Source organism: Limnothrix sp. PR1529, from assembly GCF_002742025.1.
Taxonomy (GTDB): domain Bacteria; phylum Cyanobacteriota; class Cyanobacteriia; order CACIAM-69d; family CACIAM-69d; genus CACIAM-69d.
In genome coordinates this window covers 80,877-104,925 of the sequence record NZ_LIRO01000096.1, presented here as the reverse complement: position 1 = coordinate 104,925, position 24,049 = coordinate 80,877, and the positions used below count along the sequence as shown (strand labels likewise).

Annotated in this window: 29 protein-coding genes and 1 tRNA gene; 14 read left to right on the top strand and 16 right to left on the bottom strand. The window is 55.9% G+C overall.

Going from position 1 to position 24,049, the window contains the following annotated elements; translation table 11 throughout:
• The coding region (locus tag AMR42_RS13945; protein ID WP_099534276.1) for a type IV pilus twitching motility protein PilT at positions 1-690 on the top strand (690 nt) is incomplete at its 5' end.
• Positions 691-898: 208 nt separating this feature from the next.
• Here AMR42_RS13945 and AMR42_RS13940 read toward each other — a convergent pair.
• Entirely contained in the window at positions 899-1,813 is a 915-nt protein-coding gene (locus AMR42_RS13940) for an alpha/beta fold hydrolase (protein ID WP_099534261.1), read from the bottom strand.
• Between the two features lie 718 nt (positions 1,814-2,531).
• On the bottom strand, positions 2,532-2,735 hold the full coding sequence (locus tag AMR42_RS13935) for a hypothetical protein (protein WP_099534260.1): 204 nt from the start codon (positions 2,733-2,735) through the stop codon (positions 2,532-2,534).
• A 337-nt stretch (positions 2,736-3,072) separates the two neighbouring features.
• On the opposite strand from AMR42_RS13935, the gene scpB reads away from it, so the two are divergent.
• The 3 genes from scpB to AMR42_RS13920 all read left to right on the top strand — a co-directional run bounded on the left by scpB (position 3,073) and on the right by AMR42_RS13920 (position 4,408).
• Positions 3,073-3,699, top strand: a complete 627-nt coding sequence (scpB, locus tag AMR42_RS13930) for an SMC-Scp complex subunit ScpB (RefSeq protein WP_199291656.1) — start codon at positions 3,073-3,075, stop codon at positions 3,697-3,699.
• 74 nt (positions 3,700-3,773) lie between these two features.
• The gene (crcB, locus tag AMR42_RS13925) at positions 3,774-4,211 is read left to right on the top strand and encodes a fluoride efflux transporter CrcB (protein WP_368670741.1); all 438 of its coding nucleotides are present in this window, start codon (positions 3,774-3,776) and stop codon (positions 4,209-4,211) included.
• Positions 4,202-4,408 carry a hypothetical protein gene (locus tag AMR42_RS13920; RefSeq protein WP_099534259.1) on the top strand — a complete coding sequence of 69 codons (207 nt, stop codon included), beginning with the start codon at positions 4,202-4,204 and terminating at the stop codon, positions 4,406-4,408. The genes crcB and AMR42_RS13920 overlap by 10 nt, the downstream gene beginning before the upstream one ends.
• An 847-nt stretch (positions 4,409-5,255) precedes the next feature.
• Here the strand turns inward: AMR42_RS13920 and AMR42_RS13910 are convergent.
• On the bottom strand, positions 5,256-5,531 hold the full coding sequence (locus tag AMR42_RS13910) for a hypothetical protein (RefSeq protein WP_234407004.1): 276 nt from the start codon (positions 5,529-5,531) through the stop codon (positions 5,256-5,258).
• Between the two features lie 169 nt (positions 5,532-5,700).
• Between AMR42_RS13910 and AMR42_RS13905 the strand changes: the two genes are divergently transcribed.
• Both AMR42_RS13905 and AMR42_RS13900 read left to right on the top strand, forming a co-directional pair.
• Positions 5,701-6,888 (top strand): PLP-dependent aspartate aminotransferase family protein, encoded by a 1,188-nt coding sequence (locus AMR42_RS13905; protein ID WP_368670742.1) that lies wholly within the window; start codon positions 5,701-5,703, stop codon positions 6,886-6,888.
• 36 nt (positions 6,889-6,924) lie between these two features.
• Positions 6,925-7,767 (top strand): hypothetical protein, encoded by an 843-nt coding sequence (locus tag AMR42_RS13900; RefSeq protein ID WP_234407002.1) that lies wholly within the window; start codon positions 6,925-6,927, stop codon positions 7,765-7,767.
• An 89-nt stretch (positions 7,768-7,856) separates the two neighbouring features.
• Here the strand turns inward: AMR42_RS13900 and AMR42_RS13895 are convergent, their stop codons facing one another.
• Positions 7,857-8,546, bottom strand: a complete 690-nt coding sequence (locus AMR42_RS13895; RefSeq protein ID WP_099534257.1) for a hypothetical protein — start codon at positions 8,544-8,546, stop codon at positions 7,857-7,859.
• Between the two features lie 210 nt (positions 8,547-8,756).
• Between AMR42_RS13895 and AMR42_RS13890 the strand changes: the two genes are divergently transcribed.
• Positions 8,757-9,335, top strand: coding sequence for a hypothetical protein (locus AMR42_RS13890; RefSeq protein WP_099534256.1), 579 nt, complete (start codon positions 8,757-8,759; stop codon positions 9,333-9,335).
• Between the two features lie 175 nt (positions 9,336-9,510).
• Here AMR42_RS13890 and AMR42_RS13885 read toward each other — a convergent pair whose 3' ends face one another.
• A complete protein-coding gene (locus tag AMR42_RS13885) occupies positions 9,511-9,759 on the bottom strand; it encodes a Ycf34 family protein (protein ID WP_099534255.1) in 249 nt (82 codons plus the stop codon).
• A gap of 538 nt (positions 9,760-10,297) precedes the next feature.
• Between AMR42_RS13885 and AMR42_RS13875 the strand changes: the two genes are divergently transcribed.
• From AMR42_RS13875 to AMR42_RS13865, 3 genes are all read left to right on the top strand, one after another.
• Positions 10,298-12,178: a PAS domain-containing sensor histidine kinase gene (locus AMR42_RS13875; protein ID WP_099534253.1), complete on the top strand. Its 1,881-nt coding sequence runs from the start codon at positions 10,298-10,300 to the stop codon at positions 12,176-12,178.
• Positions 12,179-12,372: 194 nt separating this feature from the next.
• The gene (locus AMR42_RS13870) at positions 12,373-13,482 is read left to right on the top strand and encodes a response regulator (protein WP_099534270.1); all 1,110 of its coding nucleotides are present in this window, start codon (positions 12,373-12,375) and stop codon (positions 13,480-13,482) included.
• A gap of 207 nt (positions 13,483-13,689) precedes the next feature.
• A complete protein-coding gene (locus tag AMR42_RS13865) occupies positions 13,690-14,607 on the top strand; it encodes a hypothetical protein (protein WP_099534252.1) in 918 nt (305 codons plus the stop codon).
• On the opposite strand, the gene AMR42_RS13860 is transcribed toward AMR42_RS13865, so the two are convergent.
• The 10 genes from AMR42_RS13860 to rplS all read right to left on the bottom strand — a co-directional run bounded on the left by AMR42_RS13860 (position 14,604) and on the right by rplS (position 19,646).
• Positions 14,604-14,912 carry a hypothetical protein gene (locus tag AMR42_RS13860; protein WP_099534251.1) on the bottom strand — a complete coding sequence of 103 codons (309 nt, stop codon included), beginning with the start codon at positions 14,910-14,912 and terminating at the stop codon, positions 14,604-14,606. The two genes, AMR42_RS13865 and AMR42_RS13860, sit on opposite strands and share 4 nt — an antisense overlap.
• Positions 14,913-15,286: 374 nt before the next feature.
• Entirely contained in the window at positions 15,287-15,670 is a 384-nt protein-coding gene (gene rplL, locus AMR42_RS13855) for a 50S ribosomal protein L7/L12 (protein WP_099534250.1), read from the bottom strand.
• Positions 15,671-15,805: 135 nt separating this feature from the next.
• On the bottom strand, positions 15,806-16,333 hold the full coding sequence (gene rplJ / locus AMR42_RS13850; RefSeq protein ID WP_099534249.1) for a 50S ribosomal protein L10: 528 nt from the start codon (positions 16,331-16,333) through the stop codon (positions 15,806-15,808).
• 360 nt (positions 16,334-16,693) lie between these two features.
• Entirely contained in the window at positions 16,694-17,413 is a 720-nt protein-coding gene (gene rplA / locus AMR42_RS13840) for a 50S ribosomal protein L1 (RefSeq protein ID WP_099534247.1), read from the bottom strand.
• Between the two features lie 155 nt (positions 17,414-17,568).
• Positions 17,569-17,994 (bottom strand): 50S ribosomal protein L11, encoded by a 426-nt coding sequence (rplK, locus tag AMR42_RS13835; protein ID WP_099534246.1) that lies wholly within the window; start codon positions 17,992-17,994, stop codon positions 17,569-17,571.
• A gap of 24 nt (positions 17,995-18,018) precedes the next feature.
• Positions 18,019-18,654 (bottom strand): transcription termination/antitermination protein NusG, encoded by a 636-nt coding sequence (gene nusG / locus AMR42_RS13830; protein ID WP_099534245.1) that lies wholly within the window; start codon positions 18,652-18,654, stop codon positions 18,019-18,021.
• Positions 18,651-18,872 carry a preprotein translocase subunit SecE gene (gene secE / locus AMR42_RS13825; protein WP_099534244.1) on the bottom strand — a complete coding sequence of 74 codons (222 nt, stop codon included), beginning with the start codon at positions 18,870-18,872 and terminating at the stop codon, positions 18,651-18,653. Before secE ends, nusG begins: the two co-directional genes overlap by 4 nt.
• Positions 18,838-19,038, bottom strand: a complete 201-nt coding sequence (locus AMR42_RS19960) for a hypothetical protein (RefSeq protein WP_143473101.1) — start codon at positions 19,036-19,038, stop codon at positions 18,838-18,840. Before AMR42_RS19960 ends, secE begins: the two co-directional genes overlap by 35 nt.
• Before the next feature lie 74 nt (positions 19,039-19,112).
• A tRNA-Trp gene (locus AMR42_RS13820) sits at positions 19,113-19,185 on the bottom strand.
• A 98-nt stretch (positions 19,186-19,283) separates the two neighbouring features.
• On the bottom strand, positions 19,284-19,646 hold the full coding sequence (rplS, locus tag AMR42_RS13815; protein WP_099534243.1) for a 50S ribosomal protein L19: 363 nt from the start codon (positions 19,644-19,646) through the stop codon (positions 19,284-19,286).
• Positions 19,647-19,834: 188 nt separating this feature from the next.
• On the opposite strand from rplS, the gene AMR42_RS13810 reads away from it, so the two are divergent.
• The 4 genes from AMR42_RS13810 to AMR42_RS13795 all read left to right on the top strand — a co-directional run bounded on the left by AMR42_RS13810 (position 19,835) and on the right by AMR42_RS13795 (position 23,303).
• On the top strand, positions 19,835-20,473 hold the full coding sequence (locus AMR42_RS13810; protein ID WP_099534242.1) for a hypothetical protein: 639 nt from the start codon (positions 19,835-19,837) through the stop codon (positions 20,471-20,473).
• 148 nt (positions 20,474-20,621) lie between these two features.
• Positions 20,622-21,245, top strand: a complete 624-nt coding sequence (locus AMR42_RS13805) for a tRNA-(ms[2]io[6]A)-hydroxylase (RefSeq protein WP_099534241.1) — start codon at positions 20,622-20,624, stop codon at positions 21,243-21,245.
• A 183-nt stretch (positions 21,246-21,428) separates the two neighbouring features.
• Positions 21,429-21,680, top strand: coding sequence for a hypothetical protein (locus AMR42_RS19955; protein WP_143473100.1), 252 nt, complete (start codon positions 21,429-21,431; stop codon positions 21,678-21,680).
• A 330-nt stretch (positions 21,681-22,010) separates the two neighbouring features.
• The gene (locus AMR42_RS13795) at positions 22,011-23,303 is read left to right on the top strand and encodes a homoserine dehydrogenase (RefSeq protein ID WP_099534240.1); all 1,293 of its coding nucleotides are present in this window, start codon (positions 22,011-22,013) and stop codon (positions 23,301-23,303) included.
• Between the two features lie 93 nt (positions 23,304-23,396).
• Here the strand turns inward: AMR42_RS13795 and AMR42_RS13790 are convergent, their stop codons facing one another.
• On the bottom strand, positions 23,397-23,828 hold the full coding sequence (locus tag AMR42_RS13790; protein ID WP_099534239.1) for a DUF4332 domain-containing protein: 432 nt from the start codon (positions 23,826-23,828) through the stop codon (positions 23,397-23,399).
• Positions 23,829-24,049: the final 221 nt, after the last annotated feature.

Here is a 24,049-nt window from a genome sequence, read left to right as displayed (position 1 = left end):
GGCTTGATTTTGGTGACGGGGCCCACGGGTTCCGGGAAGTCCACCACCATGGCCGCCATGTTCGACTACATCAACAAGAGCATGGCGAAGCACATCATCACGATCGAGGATCCGGTGGAGTTTGTGCATGTCAGCCAAAAATCCCTGATCAAGCACCGGGAAGTGGGGCGGCACACGCGGCAATTTTTCAACGCCCTGAAGGGGGCCCTGCGCCAAGACCCGGACATCATGTTGGTGGGGGAAATTCGGGATGCGGAAACAATGAAAATCGCCCTGAAGGCGGCCTCAACGGGTCACTTGGTTTGTGGAACCCTGCACACCAACAGCGCCATCAAGACGATCGAGCGGGTGTTGGGGATGTTTCCCCCCAATGAGCACGCGGCCCTGCGGGTGAGTTTGGCCGAATCGTTGGTGGCGATCATTGCCCAAGGCTTGTGCAAAACCACCGATGGGAAACGAGCTGCCTACCACGACATCTTGATCGCCACGGATGCGATTAAGGAATACATCATCAAGGGCGAGATGGAGGAGATTAACCAGGTGATGCTGAAGTCAGAGTTTGACGGCATGATCACCATGAATAAGGCGCTGTTTAATCTCTACCAAGAGGGCCGCATCACGGAGGAAGTGGCGCTGGAAAACTCGCCCACACCGAACGAAATGGCCCAATTCCTGCGCGGTCGGGTGTAGGTTGTGCGTTTGAGGGGCAAGGGGCTTCAGCCCCTTGTCTCCGATTGTCATACAAGCGTCTGAAACCCTGATTCCACCGTACCGACATCGTGAGGAGCAAGGGGCTTAAGCCCCTTGTTACGACGACTGGGACATGGAAAATCAATCGTTTCCGCCTGATCCTAGGAAATGACGACAGGCCCTAAAGCCCCTTGTCTCCGATTCGGGCCTAGACGTTTTTCAGGGCTTCGGGTTGGGTTTGCAACCCGTGATCGACCCCGTGGCGTTGCAAGATGGTTTTAATTTCTTGGGCGATCGGGATGGGCTGTTCCACCATGCCCATATGTCCACAATCGGGAATTTCCCGCAGGTTTTCGCCCGACATGTCAAACAGTGGATGGAAGCTGGCCAAGTGGCGCACATAGCGCGGCTCCATCACAGAATCTTGGTTTCCGGCAATGAAGTAGGCCGGCTGGGTGAGCTGGGCCACCACCTGGGGCAAGCGATGAACTTCCGCTTCGGTGGTGGACTCCAACAGAGTCCAGAGGGCCGCTTCGGGATGGGCGGTCACAAAGTCGATCAGTCGCTGCCGACCCCATTGGCGGTCTACGGGGCGGGCCACGCTGTCGCGGCTGAAGACCCAATCGAGACCCGGAAAGGCCCGCAACCATTGGGGCCGAAATTGCACCAAGCGCTGGCCAACGGCCCGAAAGCGCTCAAATTCCTCTTTGAGATAAATGCCGCCGCCGGAGTTGAGGCAAATGACCCCTTGAATCCGATCGGGAAATTTGTGGGCGCTCCACAGGGCGATCGCTCCGCCAAGGGAGTGACCCACAATCCAGGCGGTCTCAATTCCCAAATGCTCAAGCAGCCGATTTAAATCTTCGGCATAGGCTGCCGGGGCGTAGTTTTGGTAACGCTCGCGCGGCGTTGAAAATTGCTGGGGTTGGGTGGGTTGGGATGCCCCAAAACCGCGCAGGTCATAGGACAAACAGGGGATATGGGGCTGGAATTGGTCAATGAGGGGCTGCCAATAGTGGCGGCTGAGCAGCCAGCCATGGACAAAGACCAAAGCCCAGCGGGTGGGGCGATCGGGATCGAGCCGGTAACTGTGGGGAACGCCGCGAATGGTGATGGTTGCCATACTCCGATCCTATCAGGAACAGCCCGATCCCTGGATCGGTTTGGAAGCGCAAGGGAAGTGGTTCCCCAACAAAAAACTTGAGAAGCTGAAATGCTTTGGTAGTGGTGGTTTTCAGGGTTTCAGCCTCTGACGGTTCCGGATTTTGGCTGCCCTGCCCGAAAGAGAAAAAGTCTCGATCGATCCCCACGGCCCCCGGCCCAGCAAGACAGCGAATCGAGGCTAATCGCTCGATGCGCCCCTCGAAATTGGCTCCGAGCAGGGCGATCGATCACGATCCACCTCGATTCGCCTCGATCCACCGCGACCACGGCAATCAACGCAATAACAATCAATAAACCAGAATCAACAAACCAGAATCAACAAAACAGCGACGGGTCATCAGCAATGGCCACTGGCAACCGGCAATTAACAACTGCAAAAGCCAATCATCGCCGTAACGCATTGGGGGAGTCATTCTCAGCAGTTCTGATCTGGTTTTGTTCTCTCAGAACTGTCGCCCCAAAACCACACTCCACCACACCCAATTCAGAATTACTGGATACCAGACTGAACTGGCTCAACGAACCGCAAACATGCTTTAGCTAATTCTGACCAATGCTGATTGGTGGAGGGTTGAAAATTCCGTTTTTGATGGAATCAAATTCTCGGAATTTGCATAACAAAATCCTAGAAAGAAAACGGAATCAACCCCCCAATTACAGGCTGCATCAAACGATCCTTAGCTCATAGGAGCGGCGAACACATACCGCACAAAATCACGGCGGCCGCTGCCCCGGTGCGAGTTCCGAGTGCGGCGCACCACAGTGGGTGCAGCCTCTACGGACAGTTCTTGATGATTGATCATTTGGGTTTCGGAAACCAAGGGAGTCATTGCGCCCGCCGGCAGCGATGGCGCAACCGCTAGGCACAAACCGAGCAGCATCGAAGCAGAAGGGAACAGGCGCATAGGAAGAAATCCATCTCGAACGTTGCTGCTCCTTCCTTCTGAAAAAAATCAACGGAATCAGGAAAACAAATCAACATTTTTAGTAAGAATTTTGATGTCTTTCTCCGGAACTAATTCCCTTTACGGTTCAGTGCCAATTCCTTGACTGGCCCCGCAATTTGGGTAGTAATTAGCTAATTAGAATCTCTTCGTTCGGGGGGCCGGAAAACCGGATTTTGGGGAGAAATTGGGGTCAAAATTGCGATCGCCACGGCATCAGTGCTGGTTGAATGGAGAATTGACGAACACCAAGGAAGATTCGCCGTTGTCTGGATTGGCCAATTCACAAACCGACCTACGGGCAAACTCGCTGGTCAGCACGATCGAGGCAATTTTGTATCTCAAGGGACAGCCCCTCAGTTTGGCGGAGATTGCTGACTGTGCCGGTTGCGCGCGAGATCTGGCCCACGAGGCCTTGCTGGACTTGATGAACGACTATGCCCAGCGGGACACGGCGTTGGAGGTGGTGGAACTGCGCAAGGGCTGCTACACGTTGCAATTGCGCGATCGATTCCAGTCCCTGGTGGAGCGGCTGATTCCGGCGGACTTGGGAGTGGCGGCGTTGCGAACGTTGGCGGTCATTGCCCTCAAGGGGCCGCTGCCGATGGCGGATTTGGTCGATTTACGCGGCTCCGGAGCCTATCAACATGTCCAGGAGCTGGTGGAGCGAGATTTTGTGAAAAAACGGCGCTATGGCCGATCGTCCATGGTGCAGGTGAGCGAAAAGTTCCACCGCTACTTTCAGTTGGATGTGGAAAATCAGAATTCTGCCCAGTTGGAGTTGGCGCTCAATCAGTTGCGATCGAGCCTGCCGCCGGATGAGGATGCGGCCGAAGACCCGGAAGATCTAGAGGATCCAGAAGACCTCGATCGGGATTCGGTTGATCCAGATCTGGACTGAGAATCTGGGCTGGGAATCTGGGCTGGGAATTTTAGGGTAATGATTTTGAGGAAATTCTTGAGCCGATCGGGAGTGTGCGCCTCTTGAAATATTTGTGGCATCAGTGGTTAGCCGCCGCCTCAGAGCGGCCAGACCTGCGGGCCCCGATCGCGGTGGTCTTGGGGGCCATTCCCGGCGCATTGGGGCGTTATTATCTGTCGCTGCTTTGTGCGCGGCTGTGGGGCACGGGTTGGCCGATCGGCACGTTTTTGGTGAATTTGTCTGGGGCGGTGTTGATGGGGCTGCTTGTGGGGTGGATGACGGATCGATCGCCCCTGTATCCCGAATTGCGGCTGTTGTTTGCCGTGGGATTCTTAGGCTCCTACACCACCTTTTCTAGCTACATCTTGGATGCGTCAAATCTGGCGCGGTCGGGCGCTTGGGCCATGAGCTTGGCCTATGGTTTTGGCAGCTTTGCCCTCGGTTGGTTGGGTTTGGAATTGGGGCGTTGGCTGATTGACCGTTGGCGCTAGGTGACTTGCTCAATGACTTGCCCAATGACTTGCCCAATGTTGCCAACCGGTTTGATGTGGCTCGTTGGATGCATCGTAAAGAAAATTTTACAAACAATGAGCAAAAACTCTTCTGGTCTCCACTTTCTGAAATCGGTGATTGCGTGGGGAGCAATGGCAAGTTCAGCCGCGAATTGCCCATGACATTCCAGCCATAATTCAGGCTGCGAAACCCAAGCTTTCCCCTAGGCGAATCTGCTTTGCAATCCCCATCATGCTGAATGGCCGCCCTCGTAGCGACCGTTGGGAAAAGCCTTGGGGATTGATCGGGATCAATCGGGATCGATCAGAATTGATTGAGATCGCCATCGTTTGGCGGGTGGTTGCAAATGGCTGCTTTGTAATTGTTTCGTTGCAACTCCCGGCATTCCGCAAGAGTAAGACTCTCATGGATTGCTATGTTCGATCCCTGGATTTATGAACCTAGTTGAAATAACGTCAACTTCTGTTGACTTCCCTAGACGCTGACTCAGAACCGGTTTATCTTCAAATCAAGGTACGAAAGAAGCAAGAAACGCTTCTCTCCAAGGACAGTTCCCGGTGCGTACCTCCTGCCGGAGACTGGCACGACTTCCTCTTCTGTGTTGCATCCGAAGCTTGTTGTTCAAGTAGCGTTTGCGCCATGCGGCGATCGAACCGGTAGCTGTTGATAAAACTAGCTCATTCGGGAGGTCATGAATCGTGAGGTTCGCACCACAGGCGCTGCTAACAAAGCAGTCTGAATCGACTGAAGTGATGCCCGATCGACCGAAGTTGTGTATCGTTGTCCACCCGATTGATTAGCTGTTGAGAGTAAAACCTGTTGAGTGATTCCTGTCTTCAAATAGCCAGCGAAAGCAAAAAGGTCTAGTCCGCGTCTGGGCTAGACCTTTTGAGTTTTGAAGCTTGAATTTTGAAGCTTGAATTTTGAGGCTTGAGTTTTGAGGTTTGAGTGTTTAGCGTTAAGTGCTTAGTGTTAAGTGTTTAAAGTATTGAACATTGAGCCGCTAAGTTTGGATTCCTGATTCAAGATTGGGAGCGATCGAGCCGTTTTGCAATCCAGCGGCCAATCCCGTTTAAAATTGCGCCTGCCATCAGAATGCCCAAGGCCGGCTGCCATAGGGGTTGCCACAGGGAATACCACAGATCAAACCCGAAGGGCTTGTGGAGACTGCGACCAACCACGGCGATCGCCAGCCAAGCAAAGCTCAAAAACACCAAAAACAGATTGGCCATCAGCGCGCGATCGGCCCACAGCCAAAATTTAGTTTGCCAATTGGGGGAAGAAGGGGGAGCGGTCATCGGTCTTAGGTTCGCTGGTGCGGTTTTTGTGGTGATCCTGTGGCGTTAATTGCGTTAATTAGGAGTTGTATCATGCTCCGTTTCCCAATCGCCCTTTCCCTTGCAAAACCCAACATTTAACCCCGCTGAGCAACCGACTGGTCAACCGACTGAGGCAACCGATCGCCCGATCGAGCCAGCCGCGCCCCACCTGGAAACCCTGGCCATTCATGCGGGCCGCGCACCCGACCCCGCCACGGGAGCGATCGCCCCGCCGCTGTATCTCACCAGCACCTTCGAGCGATCGGCCGATGGTTCCTATCCCCAAGGCTATCTCTACAGCCGGTTAGATCATCCCAATCGTCGATCGCTCGAAACCTGTTTGGCCGTCCTCGAAGGCGGCGCAGTGGCGGCGGCCTTCAGCTCCGGCGCAGCGGCCATGATGGCAGCACTGCAAGCCCTCGGGCCCGGGCAGTTGGTGGCCCCGCGCGATCTCTATCGCGGCACGGCCCAATTGATGGAACAGGTGTTGCAGCCCTGGGGCTTAGCGGTGGTTTGGGTCGATGCCACGGATTTGGCACAGGTGGCCGCCGCCCTCACGCCCGAAACTCGCGCCGTTTGGGTGGAAACGCCTTCCAATCCGTTGCTGAAGCTGTCGGATATTCGGGCGATCGCCCAGTTAGCCCAAGCGGCCGGGGCCCTTTGCATTTGCGACAACACTTGGGCCACTCCCCTGTTGCAACGGCCCTTGGAATTGGGAGCCGATTGGGTTGTCCATTCCACCACCAAATATCTCGGGGGCCATAGCGACGTAACCGGCGGGGCGGTCATTGCTCGCGAACTGACCCCCGCCTTTGAGCGGGTGCAACAGGTGCAGCGGCTGGGCGGATCCGGATTGGCTCCCTTTGACTGCTGGCTGACCCTGCGCAGTGTGGCCACGTTGCCGGTGCGGATGGCGGCCCACTGTGCCAATGGGCGGCAGGTGGCGGCCTGGTTACGATCTCACCCGGCGATCGAGGCGGTTCACTATCCCGGCTTGCCAGATCATCCCCAAGCGGCCTTGGCCCGATCACAAATGAAGGACTTTGGGGGCATGGTATCGGTGCAAGTGCGGGGCGATCTCCCGGAAGCCCTGGCCGTTGCCGCCGCCCTCCAAATTTTCACCCGGGGTACAAGTCTCGGTGGCGTGGAAAGTCTAATTGAGCACCGCGCCTCGATCGAGGGGCCCGGAACCACCACCCCAGAAAACCTGCTGCGTCTCTCGATCGGCCTTGAGCACCCAGACGATTTATTAGCCGATTTGGCGCAGGCCTTGGCAAAAGTGTACGGACTCGGAGCGCAATCGCACGTATCCCCCATTGTTGATCCCCGAGTATGATAAAACCGTCCTGAAAGCAGCCATGGCGATGCCCTCGTGATTCCCTCCCAAGACCAGGATTGGACATCTGATAACGGGTTTGATGATGTATATCGTCAGGCCTGTGGTGGCAGCATTGCCGCGATCGTCCAGATCCTGAATCAGAAGTTGGCTTCCGACCAAATTCGCACCCGCGCCATCATTGCGGGTGGTAGCTTGCAGTTGCTGTGTGAAGCCCCCACAGCGGAAAACCTCGATCGCGACCACACGGTCGAGCGGGTACGCGCCATTTTGGAACAAGTGGCCCCCCGAGGAATTCGCAAAGTCACCCTCTATGCCCGTCTTGTGCAAGAGCAGCAGCTTTTGTGGCTAGAGGCAATTCAGCGAGAGCCGGAGGATCTGTTGTGGTCAGAGCCGATGACTTTGAAGCGATCGCACTGGTTCCGGTGGGTTTTTCGCAATCTCACCTCCCGCCAACGAGACCTCAACCTACCCACCCTTGGATCCACCTTGCCCGCCAAGGCCGCCCGCACTCAATTTTGGGTCGGAGCCGCCGGGGGAGCAATCTTGAGTGTCTTTTTGCTGGGGCTAGTGGCCTGGAATTTGAAATGGATCACCATTGGCAACCCGCCGGCCACCCCCATCGCCAGCACCACCAATGATCCCTTCGTGAAGGCTGTTCGCTTGGCGGAAACGGCTGCTCTTGGGGGTCAAACGGCCAAAACGCGCCAGCAGTGGCTAGAACTGGCGACCCAGTGGCAAGCCGCCGCCGACTTGATGGAGCAGGTGACCCCAGACGATCGCCGGGCCGCCACCGCGCGCGATCGGGCCCAACGTTACCGCCAAAACAGCCAACAGGCCCGCCAACAGGCCGAGTTAGCCCCCGCTGCCTTGCCCTAACTTTTGCCTTGGCTCTTCTGTTGCAAAATCCTGAAACTAAGGGTCAATTAATGTTGACCTGATGTTTGGGAGTGGCAGTCATCATCCGGCTAGGCGACGATGGCAATGTAGTGCAAAATTCCTAGGATTGTGGGGATTTGGTCGAGGTAGTAGGACTCCCGATCGATGGCAATTAAGTAATGGTCGTTAGGTGTCCGCATGAGTTGTAGGAAACGCCAAATTTCCCCGGTGGTTACGCAGCCGAAAAGGGGCAAGGGTAATCTTGATTCCTGATCTGGGCGATCGATATCTGGGGGATTGATATTTGGGGGATTAATTATTGACGACAACCAGTGGGAATTAAATTTCTGATTGAATTGGTATGCTCCCCAAACTTGTGCTGAACATTGGGCCAGAGCTGATTCTAATTCTCCCCGCTTCGCTTCCACAATCGTGCAAATGGGGGCTTGTAGCTCAACATCTAGGGGCGATCGGGCGACAATAAAATCACATTCTCCATTTAGCCCTTGATCAGGTTGAATGGTTAATTCAAAACCAGAAAAAATAGAAACTTGTCGGTGGGTTTGTTCCCGCAGCTCCAATAAAATTGGAGAAATTAACCGCTCCGATCGCTCCTTTTCGGTGAAGAGAGTTGTACTTTGGGCAATTTCCAAGGTTCTGAGCAACCAAGAAGACGGCTCGATCGCGGTGGTCTTGGCTCCCAAGGATAAGGACTGCAATGCCTGACCAAGACCAAATTGGCTTTGTAGTTGACGAAAGCTAAATGATCGATCGGACATGTGTTCCTAACTCCTGACTGATTCGTGGGAGAGCGCGATCGCTAGGTATAGAATGGTGGCGACTGTCAAGCTTGCCATTGTTGACTACAAATTGTTAACCGTGAAAAGTTGACTACGAAAAGTTGACCACAAAACTCAAAACCTGATCGCCCCGGCCAAATTGCTCCTATGCCTATTCGGCACTTTTCCGCGCGATTGAGTGCAATTTCAATGTTTATTGATCGCGCCTTCAAAGTTGACGATGCCAACATCAACAGCGTAAACCGTGCCTACACCCCTGAAGAATGGCAGCGCTTCGGAGCCGCCGAACACGATCGCGCCACAGGTTTACTGTTAGATTACGAAGGCATTGTCCTACGAGCCGCTTTAAGTGAATTAAATTCCGTGGTGGAGTATGAGTTGAAGTGGGTGGTGAGGTCAATTTATCAAAAAAAATATGGCTCCCATCGCGACTATCGCCGCAAACTTTCCCACAAAACGATCGCGGAAATCTATCGAATTATTGAACGTGAATTTCAGGTCGAAATCGAAACATTGCCAGGGTTTCAGGACGTGGAAGCCATGCGCAAAGTGGTGAATGCTTATAAGCATGATGATGGCTATAGCGGTCAATATCAACCGTTCTTAACCATTTCCATTGAAAAGAAATACGAATTAGATATCCAAATGGTTCGGGACTACCTGCAAGCCGTTGAAGTATTTTTGCAAGCCCTGCCCGGTGAACGATTGCAATTGGGGCAAGATGTGCGGATTAAACCCATTCGGAATCCGGCGGGCTTTGGGGAATAGGTGGTTTGGTTTGCGGCTGGCGCGGTGAATGGGTAACCCTAACCAGCCATGAAAACCAGTCATGAAAACCAGTCACTAAAACCAGAAGTGACGACAAATCATCAATCGGGGAGCACGATCGATCACCGCCCACTCCCCGCAATCCCACAGATGAGGTCTCCCTCAACGTCCCCAATCAGGTGGGAACTAGTTCGCCTGGTCGCAGCCGGGCCCAGCGGCCTTGGTCAGCCGTGAAGCTTTGGCAACCCACCACATCCCACTCCATTTCAATCTCGTTGTCGCGCGGTCGGATGTTGACATTAATGCTGGGTTCGATCGGCTCAAAATCTGGGGAATCCGTCAAATGTGCCTGTTGGTGTTGGGCTTCAACCGCGTGGTAAGTCGTGCAGCGATCAATATGGAGGCAGTTGACACAAATGCACATGGCTTGGGCACTCCTTGGCTATTCAAACAAGGCCCGGCGAGCGATCGCACCAAAGACCACCACGGTTCGATCGCAGCCCCAGTTTTAATCTAGCTTGCGCCCATCGCAATAGACATCTCGCCTCCTTCCCAAGCTATGCCATTCTAGAGAAGACAACTCATCAGGCGATTGCCATCAGGCGATTGTCACGCTGGGGGCGGTTTTTGCCCGCTGGCGATGTCCCGGTTCTCGGCTCGACAGCGTTGTTTCGTTTTGTTTAGGGATTGTTTAGGGCATTGATCAGAAGGCTCATGGGCGATGATCAAGCGATGACCAAAACCGATCGCCAAAACGGTCATCGGCAAATTTGCACGAAACACGGCCAGTTCGGTCGTGTCAGCCTGGGCCGCGGATGAAGCCAACTTCGCCGCGATGGTGCAGGAAGTTCCCTGATTGCTAGCATTTTGCGGCAAGGGTTTAGGGAAATCGTGACGGTGGTGTCGAGCCGTTCGTAGGGTCGTTAATGTACGAGCCATTCATAGGGTCGTTAATGTAGTTGATGCAAACCTTGTTGCGGGCGCGCGTAACGCGGTTGATCCAACAGTGGCTTCAGCGAATTCCGGTTGTCAGGACAGCGATCGAATACTTAGCTGCGGTCAATGTGGCGGCGGACGATGGGAGCAATCTCGATCGTATGTCCTATGAAGGCTGGCAAAATCGCTTCCTGCTAGCTCGGGTTCGGTTAGCCTTTGGGTTAGGGCTGCTGATTTCCTGGAGCTTTGCGGTCTTAGACCTGGCGCGATCGGTCTTGCGCCAGGAAACCCTCAGTTGGGATAACGTGGCCGCACGGTTGGCCACCCTGATTAGCCTGTTGGGGTTTTGGTATTTATCCGACACCCGCTGGGGAGCGCGCCATCTGCGGGTTCTGTTTCTGGGTTTTTTATTTTCCTTCCAGATCGTCCCCGAAACTTGCCAGGTTCTGTTGTCGCCCGTGACCCTGAACCGGTTGCCCCCGCGTCTTTTTGGATGGGCCTTTGGTTTTTTTGCCCAAGCGACCCTCATTCCGGCGCGCTGGCCCCTGCATGTGTTGTCCCAAGCCTTGGCGTTGATCCATTCCTTTGGGTTGCGGGAATTGCTGGGGGCGGCCATTCGCTCCTCACCGATCCAATCGCGCTTTGGCCTGTTGCTAGAGCTGTTTTGGATTTGTGTGGTTTGCGATTTGTCGGTTTATCTCTATGAACGGCTCCAGCGCGCGGAATTTAGCGCTCGCAGCAAGCTCGCCGATGCCTATGAGCAAGTGGAGGCGGCCGAGGCCAAATATCGCAGCATTTTTGAAAACGCCGTGGAGGGAATTTTTCAGTCCACGGTGGATGGATCTTTTATCAGCATGAATCCTGCCCTAGCGCGTATTCTGGGCTATGACTCGCCGGAAGCTGCGATCGCGGGGATTACGGAAATTCCGAGTTTGTATTCAGATCCCAAGCGGCGGGATGAGTTTTGCCACATTCTGGCCACAGAGGGCCAGGCGATCGCCTTTGAATCTCAGATTTATCGATCGGACGGTTCCACCACCTGGATTGTGGAAAATGCCCGAGCGGTCTATGACGTGCGGGGGCAAATCATTGGCTATGAGGGCACGGTGGCCGATGTCAGCACCCGCAAGGCGGCCGAGGTGGAAATTCGCCGCGCCCTGGAAGCCGAAAAAGATCTGAACCGCATGAAATCCCAGTTCGTGTCCATGACTTCCCACGAATTCCGCACCCCCTTAACCACCATCTTGGCTTCGGCGGAAGCCCTGGAGCACTATGGCGATCGGTGGGGGCCCGATAAAAGTCGCAACTATCTCCGCCGCATCCAAACCATGGTGCATCACCTGACGGAATTGTTGGAGTCGGTGTTGGTGTTGGGGCAGGCGGACTCGGGGCGGTTGCAGTTTCGGCCGGGGCCCGTTGACCTGGAAGGGTTCTGCAACGGGTTGGTGGAGGAAATGTCTTTGAACCTGAAGGCACACCAGGCGATCGAGTTTCGAGTGGTGAACCGAGGGGCGGCGGCTCCGGTGTTGGCCATGGATGAAAAGCTGCTGCGGCACATCCTGTCTAATCTGCTGTCTAATGCTTTGAAATATTCCCCCAACGCCAGCACCACTCAGTTTCGATTGATCTGTGCTCCGGAGTCTGTGCGGTTTGTGATTCAAGATCAGGGCATTGGCATTCCAGCGGCCGATCGGGAGCGTCTGTTTGAGTCCTTCCACCGGGCTGGCAATGTGGGAACCATTCCCGGGACTGGGTTGGGCCTGGCGATCGTCAAGCGATCGGTTGACTTACACGGGGGACAAATTCAAGTGGACAGCACTGAAGGTATGGGAACCACCTTCTCGGTCACCCTACCGGTCACCCCTTGGCAACCGCTCAGCAGTGAAGAAGATCACCTCAATGCTTGAGCCTTGATGCTTGAGTCTTGAACCAGTCTTGAGCGTTGGGGGCGGTTTGCAGACCACGGCGGCCGCGGTCTACCGGGTGCTGTTCTGATCCAGGCCGGCCAGGTTCAATCCTGGAAAGGAAATCCATAAAATGGGTGGCCATTGAGTTAATCGATTCTTTGTGGACAACGCATCGGGTTAAGGGAGCGATCGCCGTGACCAAAATTTTGACCATCGAAGACGAACCGGATGTTCGGGAAATTATTCTCGATATTTTGGAAGCCGAGGGGTATGAAGTGGCGGGAGCCGCTGATGGCAATGCGGGCGTTCGTTTGGCCGAAGCCTTCCAACCCGATTTAATTCTGTGCGATGTGATGATGCCGGAGTTGGATGGTTACGGGGTGCTGGCGGCCCTGCGCCAATCGCCCATTACCGCCACAACTCCCTTTGTGTTCCTGACGGCCCGCACCACCAAGGGCGATGTGCGCCAAGGAATGCATTTGGGAGCCGATGATTATTTAACGAAGCCGTTTACGCGGGATGAGCTGCTGGGGGCGGTGGCTGCTCGGTTGCAACGGCAATCGGCCACCCAAAAGCAATCCCAAGAACAGCTCGATGCGTTGCGCTATAGCATTGCATTCTCGCTGCCCCATGAGTTGCGAACGCCGCTGAATGGGATTGTGGCCACGTCGCAGTTCATGCTTGAAGAGTTGGAGGATTTGGATCCCGAAGAAACCCGCGAGATGCTGACGGATATTCACAATTCGGGTCAGCGCTTGTTTCGGTTAATTCAAAACTTTTTGCTCTACGCGGATTTGGAGTTGGCGGCTCGGGATCCCCAGCGGTTGCACGAGCTGCGACAACTGCAAGTGGAGAGTCCGGCGGCAATGATTGAAACAACGGCACGCCGACAGGCGCAGGACTGGGCGGGGCGATCGGCTGATTTGTCGGTGCAGGCGGTGGATGCGATCGTGGGCATTTCAGAATCGGCGCTGCAAAAGATGGTGATTGAGCTGGTGGATAATGCCTGCAAGTTTTCGCAGCCGGGCCAGCCGATCGCGGTGTTTGCGGAAATTCAGGGCGATCGCTACCAGTTGGTGGTGAAAGATAGCGGCCGGGGCATGACTTCGGATCAGATCAAATCGGTGGGGGCCTATCAACAGTTCGATCGCAAGTTGCATGAACAACAGGGGTCGGGTTTGGGGTTAACCCTGGCCCAGCGCCTTTGCACCCTCTATGGGGGAACCCTGACCATCACCAGCGAACCGGAAGGGGGCACGACGGTGCTGGTTGAGTTGGGTGTGCAGGAGCGATCGACATCCTAAGGATGGAGCCGAAAAGCGGGATTGGGTTGCCTCCATTGCTCAACGTTACAACCCGGCCGTGATTGTTACGACCCGTGACCCAGGCTGTTACGATGCGATTTAGCGGCGCTGGCATATGGAGTTCAGGTCAATTTGTGGGCATTCCCAGGGACTGGATTCATCCGCCCTGAGCCATTGAGGGTCGCTGGCTGTTGCGCTGTTTTGGAAATGGCTATGTCGTCGGACTCACCCAAGTCGGTTGGAACCGAACCTACGAAGGGATCGTGGCGGCGGGCGATCGCTCGCCTGCTGCGGGGCCTGATTCGCTTGTTGGACTGGGCGGCGACGGAACTGGAAACGGAGTCGGCCTTGCCTCCGGCCACCTCGGTGCGATCGCCCCGGTTGACCCCAGCCCAAGCGGGTCATCAAGTTTTAGGCTGGGCCCGCCCTTGGTTGCCCGAATCCCTGCGGAAGCTGTCCGATCGCAACCTGACCATTGCCCTGTCGATAATGGGGAGTGTGGTGCTGGTTGCCGCGATCGCCATTTTCCCGCCCAAGTTTCAACCTGCCACGGTGGCTCAACAGCCGCCGGAGTCTCAGCCTGCTCCTCTCAAGCCGCTGATTCCCACCCTGCTGGAACTGCCGTCTGATGCGGAGGAAGCGGAACCGATCGCCCCTTCTGGTAACGGAACGGCGGGATCGGAGTCCACGCCTCGAACAACGGAAATTCCTGGTCAGACCGCCGCAGAATCCGGGGACGTGGGAGTTGCCGAGACGGCCCCGGTTTCTAGCCCGCCGCCCAAACTGGAGCGATCACCGGAACAACAATTAATTGCGGCGATTCAGGACGAAACCAGCGAAATTGCCACTCGCTACGGCGATCAGGCGTTGGTAGACTCCATCCAAGCGGACTTCCGTGCCAGTCGGCTGATTGTGACGGTTCCGGCTGATTTGTGGTACGGGTTGGGCGATCGCAATCAGGATCGGTTTGCGGCGGATTTATTGAAGCGATCGCGCCGTTTAGATTTCAACAAGCTGGAGCTACAGGATCGAGAGGGACAACTGTTGGCCCGCAGTCCCGTGGTGGGCGATCGGGTCGTGATCTTTCAGCGATCGGCCGGGGGCGAGAGCACCAGTGGCGCTTAGGATAGCCCCGCCACCCATTGCCCCAACAGTAACAACAACCAGTTGGCGTAGGGCAAGCTGCTGAAAATGGCCCCCTGACGCGATCGCCCCCGCAGCCATAGCACCCAGCCCCCCGTTAGCCCCAAAATGGCCACCGGAGGAAACAGGGCGATCGCAACCCACGCCAGCCCGGCTCCTATGGGGGCCGCTGAATCGGCCTGGGCGAAAAGAGACGGTGAAGCCACCGCAGCCAACAACCCCGGAGGCAGCAAGGCCCCAAAAAATAGGCTGTTGGCAATCAATACAAACTGAGTAAACCCGCGCATGGCTTTTGTCTTGCGGCCGCGCAACGGAGTACGCAGTCGTTCTCGGATTTTGCCTCCAAAGCGGTTCAGCCAGCAAGGGGCGATCGCTCCGGTTCAGTCCTTGGGAAACAGGTTGCAAGCTGAAGAGACCAGCCTCGATCGAGTTCAAGCGCGTTCAACCGGGTTCCCAAGGCCCCCATAGCAACAACTCCCCCAGTTCATGAACTAGGAGAGTTGCTGTTGATTGGATCTTGGCTTGGTTGATTTGATGGTTGATGGTTGTTGGTCGCCCAGGGGCGATCGCGCTGGATCTGCACCCCGGCTGACCAAAACCACTGACCAATCCAATTGACCAAATAACTGGATCAGACCGATCGAAAAAGGTCGATCGAATCTTACTTGACCGAAGCTTCTGCGCCAGCGTCTTCCAGTTTCTTCTTGGCGGCTTCGGCATCGTCCTTGGAAGCGCCTTCCTTGACCACCTTGGGAGCAGCTTCCACCAAATCCTTGGCTTCCTTCAGACCCAAACCGGTCAGTTCGCGCACCACCTTCAGCACGGCGATCTTCTTGTCGGCGGGCACTTTGTCCAGCACCACATCGAAAGCGGTCTTTTCTTCCACTTCCTCAACCGCAGCGGGAGCTGCCGCCACGATCACCCCACCAGCGGGAGCCGCAGCGCTCACGCCAAACACTTCTTCGATTTCTTTAACCAGCTCAGCCGCTTCCAGCAGGGTCAGCGACTTCAAGCTTTCAATGATCAATGCGACCTTCTCAGACATGGATTTGCTCCTTGCAATGGTTGAACAGCAATAACAGCAACAGGGGAAACCAACACAGTCGATCGGGGTCGTCGGCTTGTGGGCCAAAACCTTAGGCCGCCGGGCGATCGCACTGCTCGATTCTGAAGCGATCGCCTAGGCGGCTTGCTTCTCGGAAATTGCCTTGATCCCACGAGCCAGCATCGAAGGCACTTCCTTGACACCGAACGCGATCTTGGTGGCCAGGCCATTGATCCCACCAGCGATTTGAGCAATGAGTTGCTCCTTCGAGGGCAGATCGGCAATTGCCTTAACCTCGGCCTGCGTCAGGGCGCGACCTTCCATCACACCGCCGCGCAGCTCGGTTTTCTTCGAGGCCTTCTGGAAGTCTTGGTATGCCTTCAGGGCAGCACCCAGGTCTCCCTTCAGCAACAAAAATGCCGAAGTACCCTTCAGAAACTCCGTCATGGGCTGCCAGTTGGCATCACCCTCAACGGCGATCCGCATCAGCGTGTTTTTCGTCACTTTGCAAACCGCGCCGCTCGCAGCGATGCGATTGCGTAGATCCGACAATTCAGCAACCGACAGACCCGCGTAGTCGATCACTGCCACCATTTCGGTTTCAGTGAGCAGCGACTTCAGATCCGCGACAATTGCTTGCTTGTCCTCCAGCGTGCGACCCATTCGTCATCACCTCCTTTCGGTTTGTCGCGCAGTCTGGAAACGAGAACCCCCTCGACGGTCAGCCAAAGACGGGTCGAGGGGGTTCGATTTGACAGCCAAACAGCACCCTGAGCGGGTAGCGAGTTGGCTCAAAACAGGACAGACCTCGGTGGGAATTGATTAAGCGATCGCGCAATTGCGAACACACCCACTGTCTTTGGTTGTTGGGTTTTGAAGCTAGGGTTTTGAGAAGCGACTGCTGGGCCGCTAGTTCAACATCGAGGAGGTCTTGGCTGTTGATTAGCACCGCGATCGAGCTAGATCAACAGCCGAAGCTTGGATTCGCGAAGGGGTAAATCTCTACCCCCCAGAACCGCCCGTTTAGGCAGCGTTCTCGCCAATCTTCAAGTCGCGCAGGGCAGCTACATCTACTTCTACCGACGGCCCCATGGTGGAGGTCACGTAGATGCTGCGCCAGTAGCGACCCTTGGCACCCGAAGGACGGTTACGATCGATCGTCTCTTGCAACGCCTTCAGGTTCACCAGCAAATCTTCTGCCGTAAAGGCAGACTTACCGATGCCCACGTGGACAATACCCGTGCGATCAGCCCGGAATTCCAGCTTACCAGCCTTGAACTCCGAAATCGCCTGAGGCAAGTCGAACGTCACCGTACCACCTTTCGGCGACGGCATCAAGCCCCGGGGACCCAACAGCCGACCCAACTTTGCCACCTGGGGCATCATGTCGGGCGTGGCAATCAGGATGTCAAAATCCATCATGCCCTTTTGGATTTCTTCAATCAGGTCTTCGGAACCGGCAATATCAGCGCCAGCGCCCGTTGCTTCCGCGACCTTTTCCCCCCGAGCAATCACCGCCACCCGCACGGTTTGACCCGTGCCCTTGGGCAGGGCCACCGTGGTTCGCAATTGTTGGTCAGTGTATTTCGGGTCAATGCCCAACTTGATGTGGGCTTCCACCGTTTCCACAAACTTAGCTGTGGCCAGTTCCTTCACCAGCTCCAGCGCCTCCACGGGCGCATAGGGACGCGGTTCCACCTTGGCCATTAGCTCGCGCATCCGGCGCGAAATCTTACGAGTCATGAATTAAAACACTCCTTCGGGGTCATTAGCGAAGAGGCAATCTTCTCCCCCAGATGGTTTTCAGCAAATCTGTTTGCGATCGGTCTGCGATCGGTCAATGACTCGGTGAATTAGGAGTCGATCGAGCCGACTGCCCCCAACCGAACCAATGGCTCCTACTCGACGATCGTCACGCCCATGTTGTTGGCCGTTCCTTCGATGATCCGCATGGCGGCTTCCACATCGTTGGTGTTCAGGTCAGGCAGCTTGGTTTGGGCAATTTCCTGAAGCTGGGCACGGGTAATTTTGCCCACCTTTTTGGACTTCGGATCACTCGAACCGCGATCGATGCCAGCAGCCTTGCAAATCAAAACGGAAGCGGGCGGTGTTTTCAGAACGAAGGTAAAACTCCGATCTTCAAACACCGAGATTTCTACCGGAACCACCAGCCCAGCCTTGTCGGCCGTGCGGGCGTTATATTCCTTGCAGAACATCATGATGTTGACCCCATGCTGACCCAGGGCAGGCCCGATCGGGGGAGCAGGGGTCGCTTTGCCGGCGGTAATCGCCAGCTTAATGATTGCGACGACTTTCTTAGCCATTCGTTTATTGCGCTATGGGACGAGCTAGCTTTGCTTTTGAACTTGGTTGAACTCCAGTTCAACCGGGGTATCCCGACCAAAAATCGACAGCAAAGCCTTCAGCTTGCTGCGTTCGGGACTCACTTCAATCACCTCGCCTTCAAAATCCTTAAACGGCCCAGACAAAACCACAATCTTGTCACCGGCCGCCATATCAATTTTGATGACGGGTTCTTGCTCCTGGGCCTGGCGGAAAATGCGCTCGACTTCAGCGGGACTCAGGGGTACGGGCTTGACATGGCCGCGCCCGCGACCTTGGCCGCGCCGTTGTTCTGCCCCCACAAAGTTAATCACGTTGGGGGTATTCTTCACAACCATCCAGGTTTCGTCGTCCAGATGCATCCGCACCAGGACATAGCCGGGGAAAACCTTCTCGTCGCCATGCTGACGGCTACCGTCTTTGCGCATTTTGACGGTGGGGGTTTGGGGAATTTCCACCTGCAAAATTCGTTCGGCCACGTCAAGGGTTTGCACCCGTTGTTGCAGGTTCATCTTGACGCGGTTTTCACAGCCGGAAGCCACTTGCACGGCATACCAGCGAGCACGACGGGCTAAAACCTTGGGCGCTTGCTCTTCGGTTTGTTCGTCGCTGTCGTAAAACTGTTCGTCGCTCAGGCTCATTGGAACACCTGCTTTGCGATCCAAGTGAAGAGGTTGTCAACCAGATAGATAGTTGTGGCGGAGAGAACAACCATCAGCACCACCGCCACGGACTCACTGATGAGTTGTTGGCGACTGGGCCAAACGACTTTGCTGAGTTCTTCGCGAGTGCCGCGCAGAAACTCGGTGGGGTCGAATTTTTCGTTATCTGGGGCTGGCGATTCCGCTGGTTTGCTCACGGGTGGGTTCCTCTGTTGACCAATGCTCCTTAGGATGGGGACTCGATCGCACGGAAGACCAAAGGCTGATGGGCCATAGGGCCACAGACTGGCTCCGGTGAAGAGGCGTTCGATCGGTCGTGATACCCGGTTGGTCGATCGGGGCTGATCGGAAAACACGCCTCATGAGAATCTACCCAAAGACCTCTTGCCGGTGATGGCGGTCAGCCTTTGGGTAGATTCATCGGCGATGAATGCCAGCGCGCCCTGGAGGACTCGAACCCCCGACATCAGGTTTTGGAGACCTGCGTTCTACCGACTGAACTAAGAGCGCACGTTTGGACGTTTTCTCAGTTTAGCACTAATCGAGGCCGGTCGCTCAAAAACCATTTGAAATGGATGAACCGATCGAACGAAGATCCGGGGAGGATCTTACTTCTTGCGATCGAACCGTTCCTTGATGCGGGTTGCCTTACCAATGCGCTGACGCAGGTAGTACAGCTTGGCACGACGGACTTTACCACGGCGCACGACTTTGATATTCGCGACGCGGGGCGAATGCAGCAGGAACACGCGCTCTACGCCAACACCTTGGAACACCCGACGCACGGTGACGGTTTCGTTAATTCCGCCGTTGCGCATCGCGATGATGGTGCCTTCGTAGGGCTGGACGCGCTCTTTGCCGCCTTCTTGGATCACAACACCAACTCGAACCGTGTCCCCGACATAAAGGACGGGCAGGTCTGATTTGAGTTGCTCAGCTTCGATTGAGCGGATGACTTCTTGCGCGTTCATGACTGGTTCAAAAAACCACAAGCACACATCTTAGCCGTTGAACAGTCATTTCGTCTAGCTTGGTTTGGCTTTTTTCCGATCGAGCTTGGATCGTCCCCCTCGCTCGATCGGCCCTCTACACTGAGGGAAACATATAAGATGCGGGACAATTCTCCTCGGTGGCACTGGGGAGGAGGGCTAAACAAACCATGGAGCAAATCCTGAAAAGATCACAGCAACTGCTGCAAGGACTGCGATCGCCCTTGGGGTCGGCCATGGTCTTGTCCTTTGTGGTGCATTTGGCGGCCTTGCCTCTGTTGGCGGACTGGAATCCGGCCTCACCCCCCGAGGACGAGCGTAAAGTGGCCCTGTTGGAGCTGACCCCCGAGGAGTTGCAAGAGCTGCCGGCCTTTGCCCGGGAAGCGGCCGCCCAACCCCAAAATCCAACCGGCCTGACCAATCCCCCCAATGCCAACCCCAATTCTGGGAGCGCCAACGATTTGTTCAATCGCTTAGGTTTGGGCAGTTCGTCGCCGTCCGTTGGTCGCGGAGCCGCCGCCGATCCCTTCAATACCTTTGGTGGCGCGGCGGGTAACCAGGGTCGTTCCAACAGTCGCATGGGCGATCGGGCCGCGAACCGGTTTGAGAATAATCCCAACAGCAACCTCTATAACAACCCCTATAACAACTCCTACATCAATCCCTATAACGATTACGCTGGCTGGGATCAGTTCCAAAATCTGCCCCCTCGCCCCAACGGTGGCGATCGCGGTCGTCGGGGTCGCCAGCCCAATGGCCAGTCCCGATCGCCCGCTGCCGGTTTGAGATATTTGGGCCTCTTGGGTTGATCAGTTGTTCAATGGCCTGGTTCACTGGATTTGTTCGCATTAATTTCGCATTGATATCGATCGCCCAGTCGATCGCCAATTTGATCGCCCAGTTGATTCACTTGCTCGATCGACGGTTCCAGTTCTTTGCAATTTCCTCCCGATCGCCATGTCTTCCCCTTCTCTGCCGCAGCCGGCCGTTTCTGAGTTGCCCTCGGTGCGTTTTTTGCAGCAGCCCACCTCCCAAGCTTGGGTGAACCAGGCGATCGCCCATTTGGATGAGGTGCTGATTGACCATGCCAACTGCGAGCGAAAGGCGGCCGGGGTGGCCTTGCAACTGATGGGCCAATACCCCACAAAAACGCTTCTGGTGCGCAAGCTCACCGCGATCGCCCAAGAGGAGCTGGAGCATTTTGAGCAGGTAAACCAATGGCTCGATCGCCTGGGGATTGCCCCTCGGGCCTTGGCAGCTCCGCCCTATGGGGCCACCCTGCGATCGCAAATTCGCCGCCAGGAACCCGGTCGCCTGCTGGATTCCCTGCTGGTGGCGGGGCTGATCGAAGCCCGCAGCCATGAACGACTGGGCCTGTTGGCGCAACATTGCCCCAATCCGAAGTTGGCGGCCTTCTATCGCAGCTTAATGGCTTCCGAAGCACGACATTACGGGATTTATTGGGTTTTGGCGGATACCTACTACGATCGCCCGGTGGTGATGGAACGGCTGGCGGAGTTGGCGGCGATCGAAAGCAATGTTTTGGCGACGCTGCATCCCCAAGCACGGGTTCACAGTTAGGGCGAGTTTTTAGATCCCTGCGATCAACTTGCGATCGACTTGCGATCGGCCACAAGTCCTTGAAACCCTGATTCTGAGATCGCAAAATCCTGGGGAACCAGGGGACTGAGCACCTTACCTGCAATGGCTTGAACTGGAAAATCAGCTATGTTAAGGGGCCAGAGAAGAGCCGGAATCATCACCATGAGCCAAATAACCAATTCCCTGGATCCCCAGTCGATCGACTGTAAAACCGCCTGTGTCAATGGTTGTGTTTTGGGTGACCAATGCCCAAATCAGGAATTTGCCAAGGCTGCGACCCAATTTATTTGGGATACGCCGCTGGATAAGTTAAATGAAATTGCTGCCGCCCGATTCACCAAGCCCTTTGAATCGCAACTGCAACCGATCGACCTGGATCAAATCGACCTAGAGCAACTGGATTCGGAATCCTAGGGGCGATCGCCCAGCCGATCGCCCAGCCGTTGTCTAGCGATTGTCTGGCGATTGCCTGATGATTGCCTGGCGATTGTTCGGTGATGGGGGAACCCGGGGAACCGGCCCGTTTGAGCGGGCCGCCCAATGTCAGAATATCCATGGTCAGGAATTTGACGATTTGGAAATTTGATCGATCGCGAAACTCCGAAAACTGGTGCGGGAGGTTTGCTGAGCAGGCTCGTTGAGCAAGCGGCCCCAAATCGCGATCGGGTGTTTCCTCCGTCAGTGGCTCCCGTGGGTGGCCGCCCTGACCCAGGACGAATTGTTTAGAGAAAGTTGGGAAAAGTCGTGGGTTTCAAAGTCGGTCTGTTGGGTCTCGGAACCGTTGGAGCGGGTGTGGCGCAGATTTTGCTGGACGCGACCGGCCGCAGCCCGCTCCTGCAATCGTTGGAACTCTATCGGGTGGGGGCCCGATCGCTTGATAAGCCCCGGCCGGTGGAAATTCCCCGCGAACAGCTCACAACCGATTTGCAATCGATCGTCACCGATCCCGATGTGGACATTGTGGTGGAGGTGATTGGCGGACTGGAACCGGCGCGATCGCTGATGTTGGAAGCCATCCGCCACGGAAAACATGTGGTGACCGCCAACAAAGCCGCGATCGCCCGCTTTGGCCCAGAGCTATTTGATGCGGCCAAGCAAGCGGGGGTTTATTTGATGCTGGAAGCGGCCGTGGGCGGTGGCATCCCCATCATTCAACCCCTGAAGCAATCCCTGGGGGGCGATCGCCTCAATGGAATCACCGGCATCATCAACGGCACGACTAACTACATCCTGTCGCGGATGACCGCCGAAGGAGCCGACTTTGGCGATGTGCTCGCCGATGCCCAACGGTTGGGCTATGCGGAAGCCGACCCCACCGCCGACGTGGACGGCTTGGACGCGGCCGACAAAATCGCAATCCTGGCCTCCCTAGCCTTCGGAGGTCGCATCAAACGGGAAGCGGTGCATACGGAAGGTATTCGCAACATCACCGCCACGGATATTACCTACGCGGACAAGTTGGGCTTTGCGATCAAGTTGCTGGCGATCGCCCGTCGCCAGGGGCCTGCCGTATCTCTGCGGGTGCATCCTACCCTTGTGCCCCACAGCCACCCCCTGGCCCGTGTGGACGGCGCATTCAATGCAATTTTTGTGGAAGGCCAGCCGATCGGGCAGGTGATGTTCTTTGGCCCCGGGGCCGGGTCTGGCCCCACCGCCAGCGCCGTGGTTTCCGATGTGTTGAATGTGGCGGCGGCCATGCAAGCCATGGGCGAGCGGGCCACACCGGTCATTAATCCCATGTTGGCTTGTAGCCACAGCGATTTTTGCCCCATCGCCTCACTGGATGATCTGGAAACCCGGTTCTATGTTCGCTTCCTGACGAGCGATCGCCCCGGCACGATCGGCCATATCGGCAGTTGCTTTGGGAACCGTCTGGTCAGCTTGGAATCGCTGGTGCAAACGGAGGTGAACGGCGACGAAGCCCAAGTGGTGGTAGTTACCCACGCGGTGCGAGAAGGGGACTTCCGCGCCGCCCTGGCCGACATTCACGCCAGCGATGCCATTCGATCGGTCGCCAGCGTCTTGCGCGTGATTTAGCCATCGCTGCTGGAATTCGCTCTGGCATTCACTGGGAATCCACTGGGAATTGACTGGAGATTCACTGGTGACTCAAGCAATTGGGGAAGGCGATCAGGACGACGATCGCCCCACCAATTCTCGGGCCTGCAAAATCCAGCGCGTTACTTCACCCAAACCAGGACAGAGATTGCGCCGCTGCAACTCTCGCACATGCAACCGCAACACCTGCTGATGGAGTTTGTGGGCCGGTTGCTGTGCCAGTTGAACGGTGCTAATGATGCCTGAATGCAATAGCAAACCACAGTAATCTAGACCCACGCTGGGAACCCGGGCCAGATCCGCCAGGGCAACCCATTTACGCACATGGTGCTCGTGAAGCTGCAATTGGGCGGCGATCGCCCGTTGTTGATCGCGACTCGCGGCCGATCGCAGAAGCGATCGGGTATCAACCAATCCCAATTCCTGAAGTTGCAACAAGTCCTTCGCACTCAGCCCCGGCAATTGAGCCAAGGGCCACCATTGGGCGATCGCCCGCTGAGCCATTTTAATTACGCTCCCTTATGCTGCAAAGAGTGATAATGATTCACGGGTGATGCATGGATAAATCGTCCGGTTTTGGGTGCTTCTTCCGTCTTGTTGAGAGTCTGAGGGATAACCACCGCCTTCATGCTCTCTCGATCGCAGCCAAACCCGTCACTGCTCTACCCAATGCTGCAATTTGAAGATTCGATTGCGCATTTCCGAGGCACGATCCCGATGCAAAT

What these genes read in the sequence shown, in the direction of transcription:
- AMR42_RS13865 (WP_099534252.1), top strand. Translation starts at nt 13,690, where the DNA reads ATGGCTATGTCGTCGGACTCACCCAAGTCGGTTGGAACCGAACCTACG.
- AMR42_RS13810 (WP_099534242.1), top strand. Translation starts at nt 19,835, where the DNA reads ATGGAGCAAATCCTGAAAAGATCACAGCAACTGCTGCAAGGACTGCGA.
- AMR42_RS13895 (WP_099534257.1), bottom strand. Translation starts at nt 8,546, where the DNA reads ATGTCCGATCGATCATTTAGCTTTCGTCAACTACAAAGCCAATTTGGT.
- AMR42_RS13790 (WP_099534239.1), bottom strand. Translation starts at nt 23,828, where the DNA reads ATGGCTCAGCGGGCGATCGCCCAATGGTGGCCCTTGGCTCAATTGCCG.
- AMR42_RS13935 (WP_099534260.1), bottom strand. Translation starts at nt 2,735, where the DNA reads ATGCTGCTCGGTTTGTGCCTAGCGGTTGCGCCATCGCTGCCGGCGGGC.
- AMR42_RS13940 (WP_099534261.1), bottom strand. Translation starts at nt 1,813, where the DNA reads ATGGCAACCATCACCATTCGCGGCGTTCCCCACAGTTACCGGCTCGAT.
- rplA (WP_099534247.1), bottom strand. Translation starts at nt 17,413, where the DNA reads ATGACTCGTAAGATTTCGCGCCGGATGCGCGAGCTAATGGCCAAGGTG.
- AMR42_RS13860 (WP_099534251.1), bottom strand. Translation starts at nt 14,912, where the DNA reads ATGCGCGGGTTTACTCAGTTTGTATTGATTGCCAACAGCCTATTTTTT.
- AMR42_RS13885 (WP_099534255.1), bottom strand. Translation starts at nt 9,759, where the DNA reads ATGTGCATTTGTGTCAACTGCCTCCATATTGATCGCTGCACGACTTAC.
- AMR42_RS19960 (WP_143473101.1), bottom strand. Translation starts at nt 19,038, where the DNA reads ATGAGGCGTGTTTTCCGATCAGCCCCGATCGACCAACCGGGTATCACG.
- AMR42_RS13805 (WP_099534241.1), top strand. Translation starts at nt 20,622, where the DNA reads ATGTCTTCCCCTTCTCTGCCGCAGCCGGCCGTTTCTGAGTTGCCCTCG.
- AMR42_RS13910 (WP_234407004.1), bottom strand. Translation starts at nt 5,531, where the DNA reads ATGACCGCTCCCCCTTCTTCCCCCAATTGGCAAACTAAATTTTGGCTG.
- rplK (WP_099534246.1), bottom strand. Translation starts at nt 17,994, where the DNA reads ATGGCTAAGAAAGTCGTCGCAATCATTAAGCTGGCGATTACCGCCGGC.
- rplJ (WP_099534249.1), bottom strand. Translation starts at nt 16,333, where the DNA reads ATGGGTCGCACGCTGGAGGACAAGCAAGCAATTGTCGCGGATCTGAAG.
- AMR42_RS13875 (WP_099534253.1), top strand. Translation starts at nt 10,298, where the DNA reads ATGCAAACCTTGTTGCGGGCGCGCGTAACGCGGTTGATCCAACAGTGG.
- AMR42_RS13890 (WP_099534256.1), top strand. Translation starts at nt 8,757, where the DNA reads ATGTTTATTGATCGCGCCTTCAAAGTTGACGATGCCAACATCAACAGC.
- AMR42_RS19955 (WP_143473100.1), top strand. Translation starts at nt 21,429, where the DNA reads ATGAGCCAAATAACCAATTCCCTGGATCCCCAGTCGATCGACTGTAAA.
- rplL (WP_099534250.1), bottom strand. Translation starts at nt 15,670, where the DNA reads ATGTCTGAGAAGGTCGCATTGATCATTGAAAGCTTGAAGTCGCTGACC.
- rplS (WP_099534243.1), bottom strand. Translation starts at nt 19,646, where the DNA reads ATGAACGCGCAAGAAGTCATCCGCTCAATCGAAGCTGAGCAACTCAAA.
- nusG (WP_099534245.1), bottom strand. Translation starts at nt 18,654, where the DNA reads ATGAGCCTGAGCGACGAACAGTTTTACGACAGCGACGAACAAACCGAA.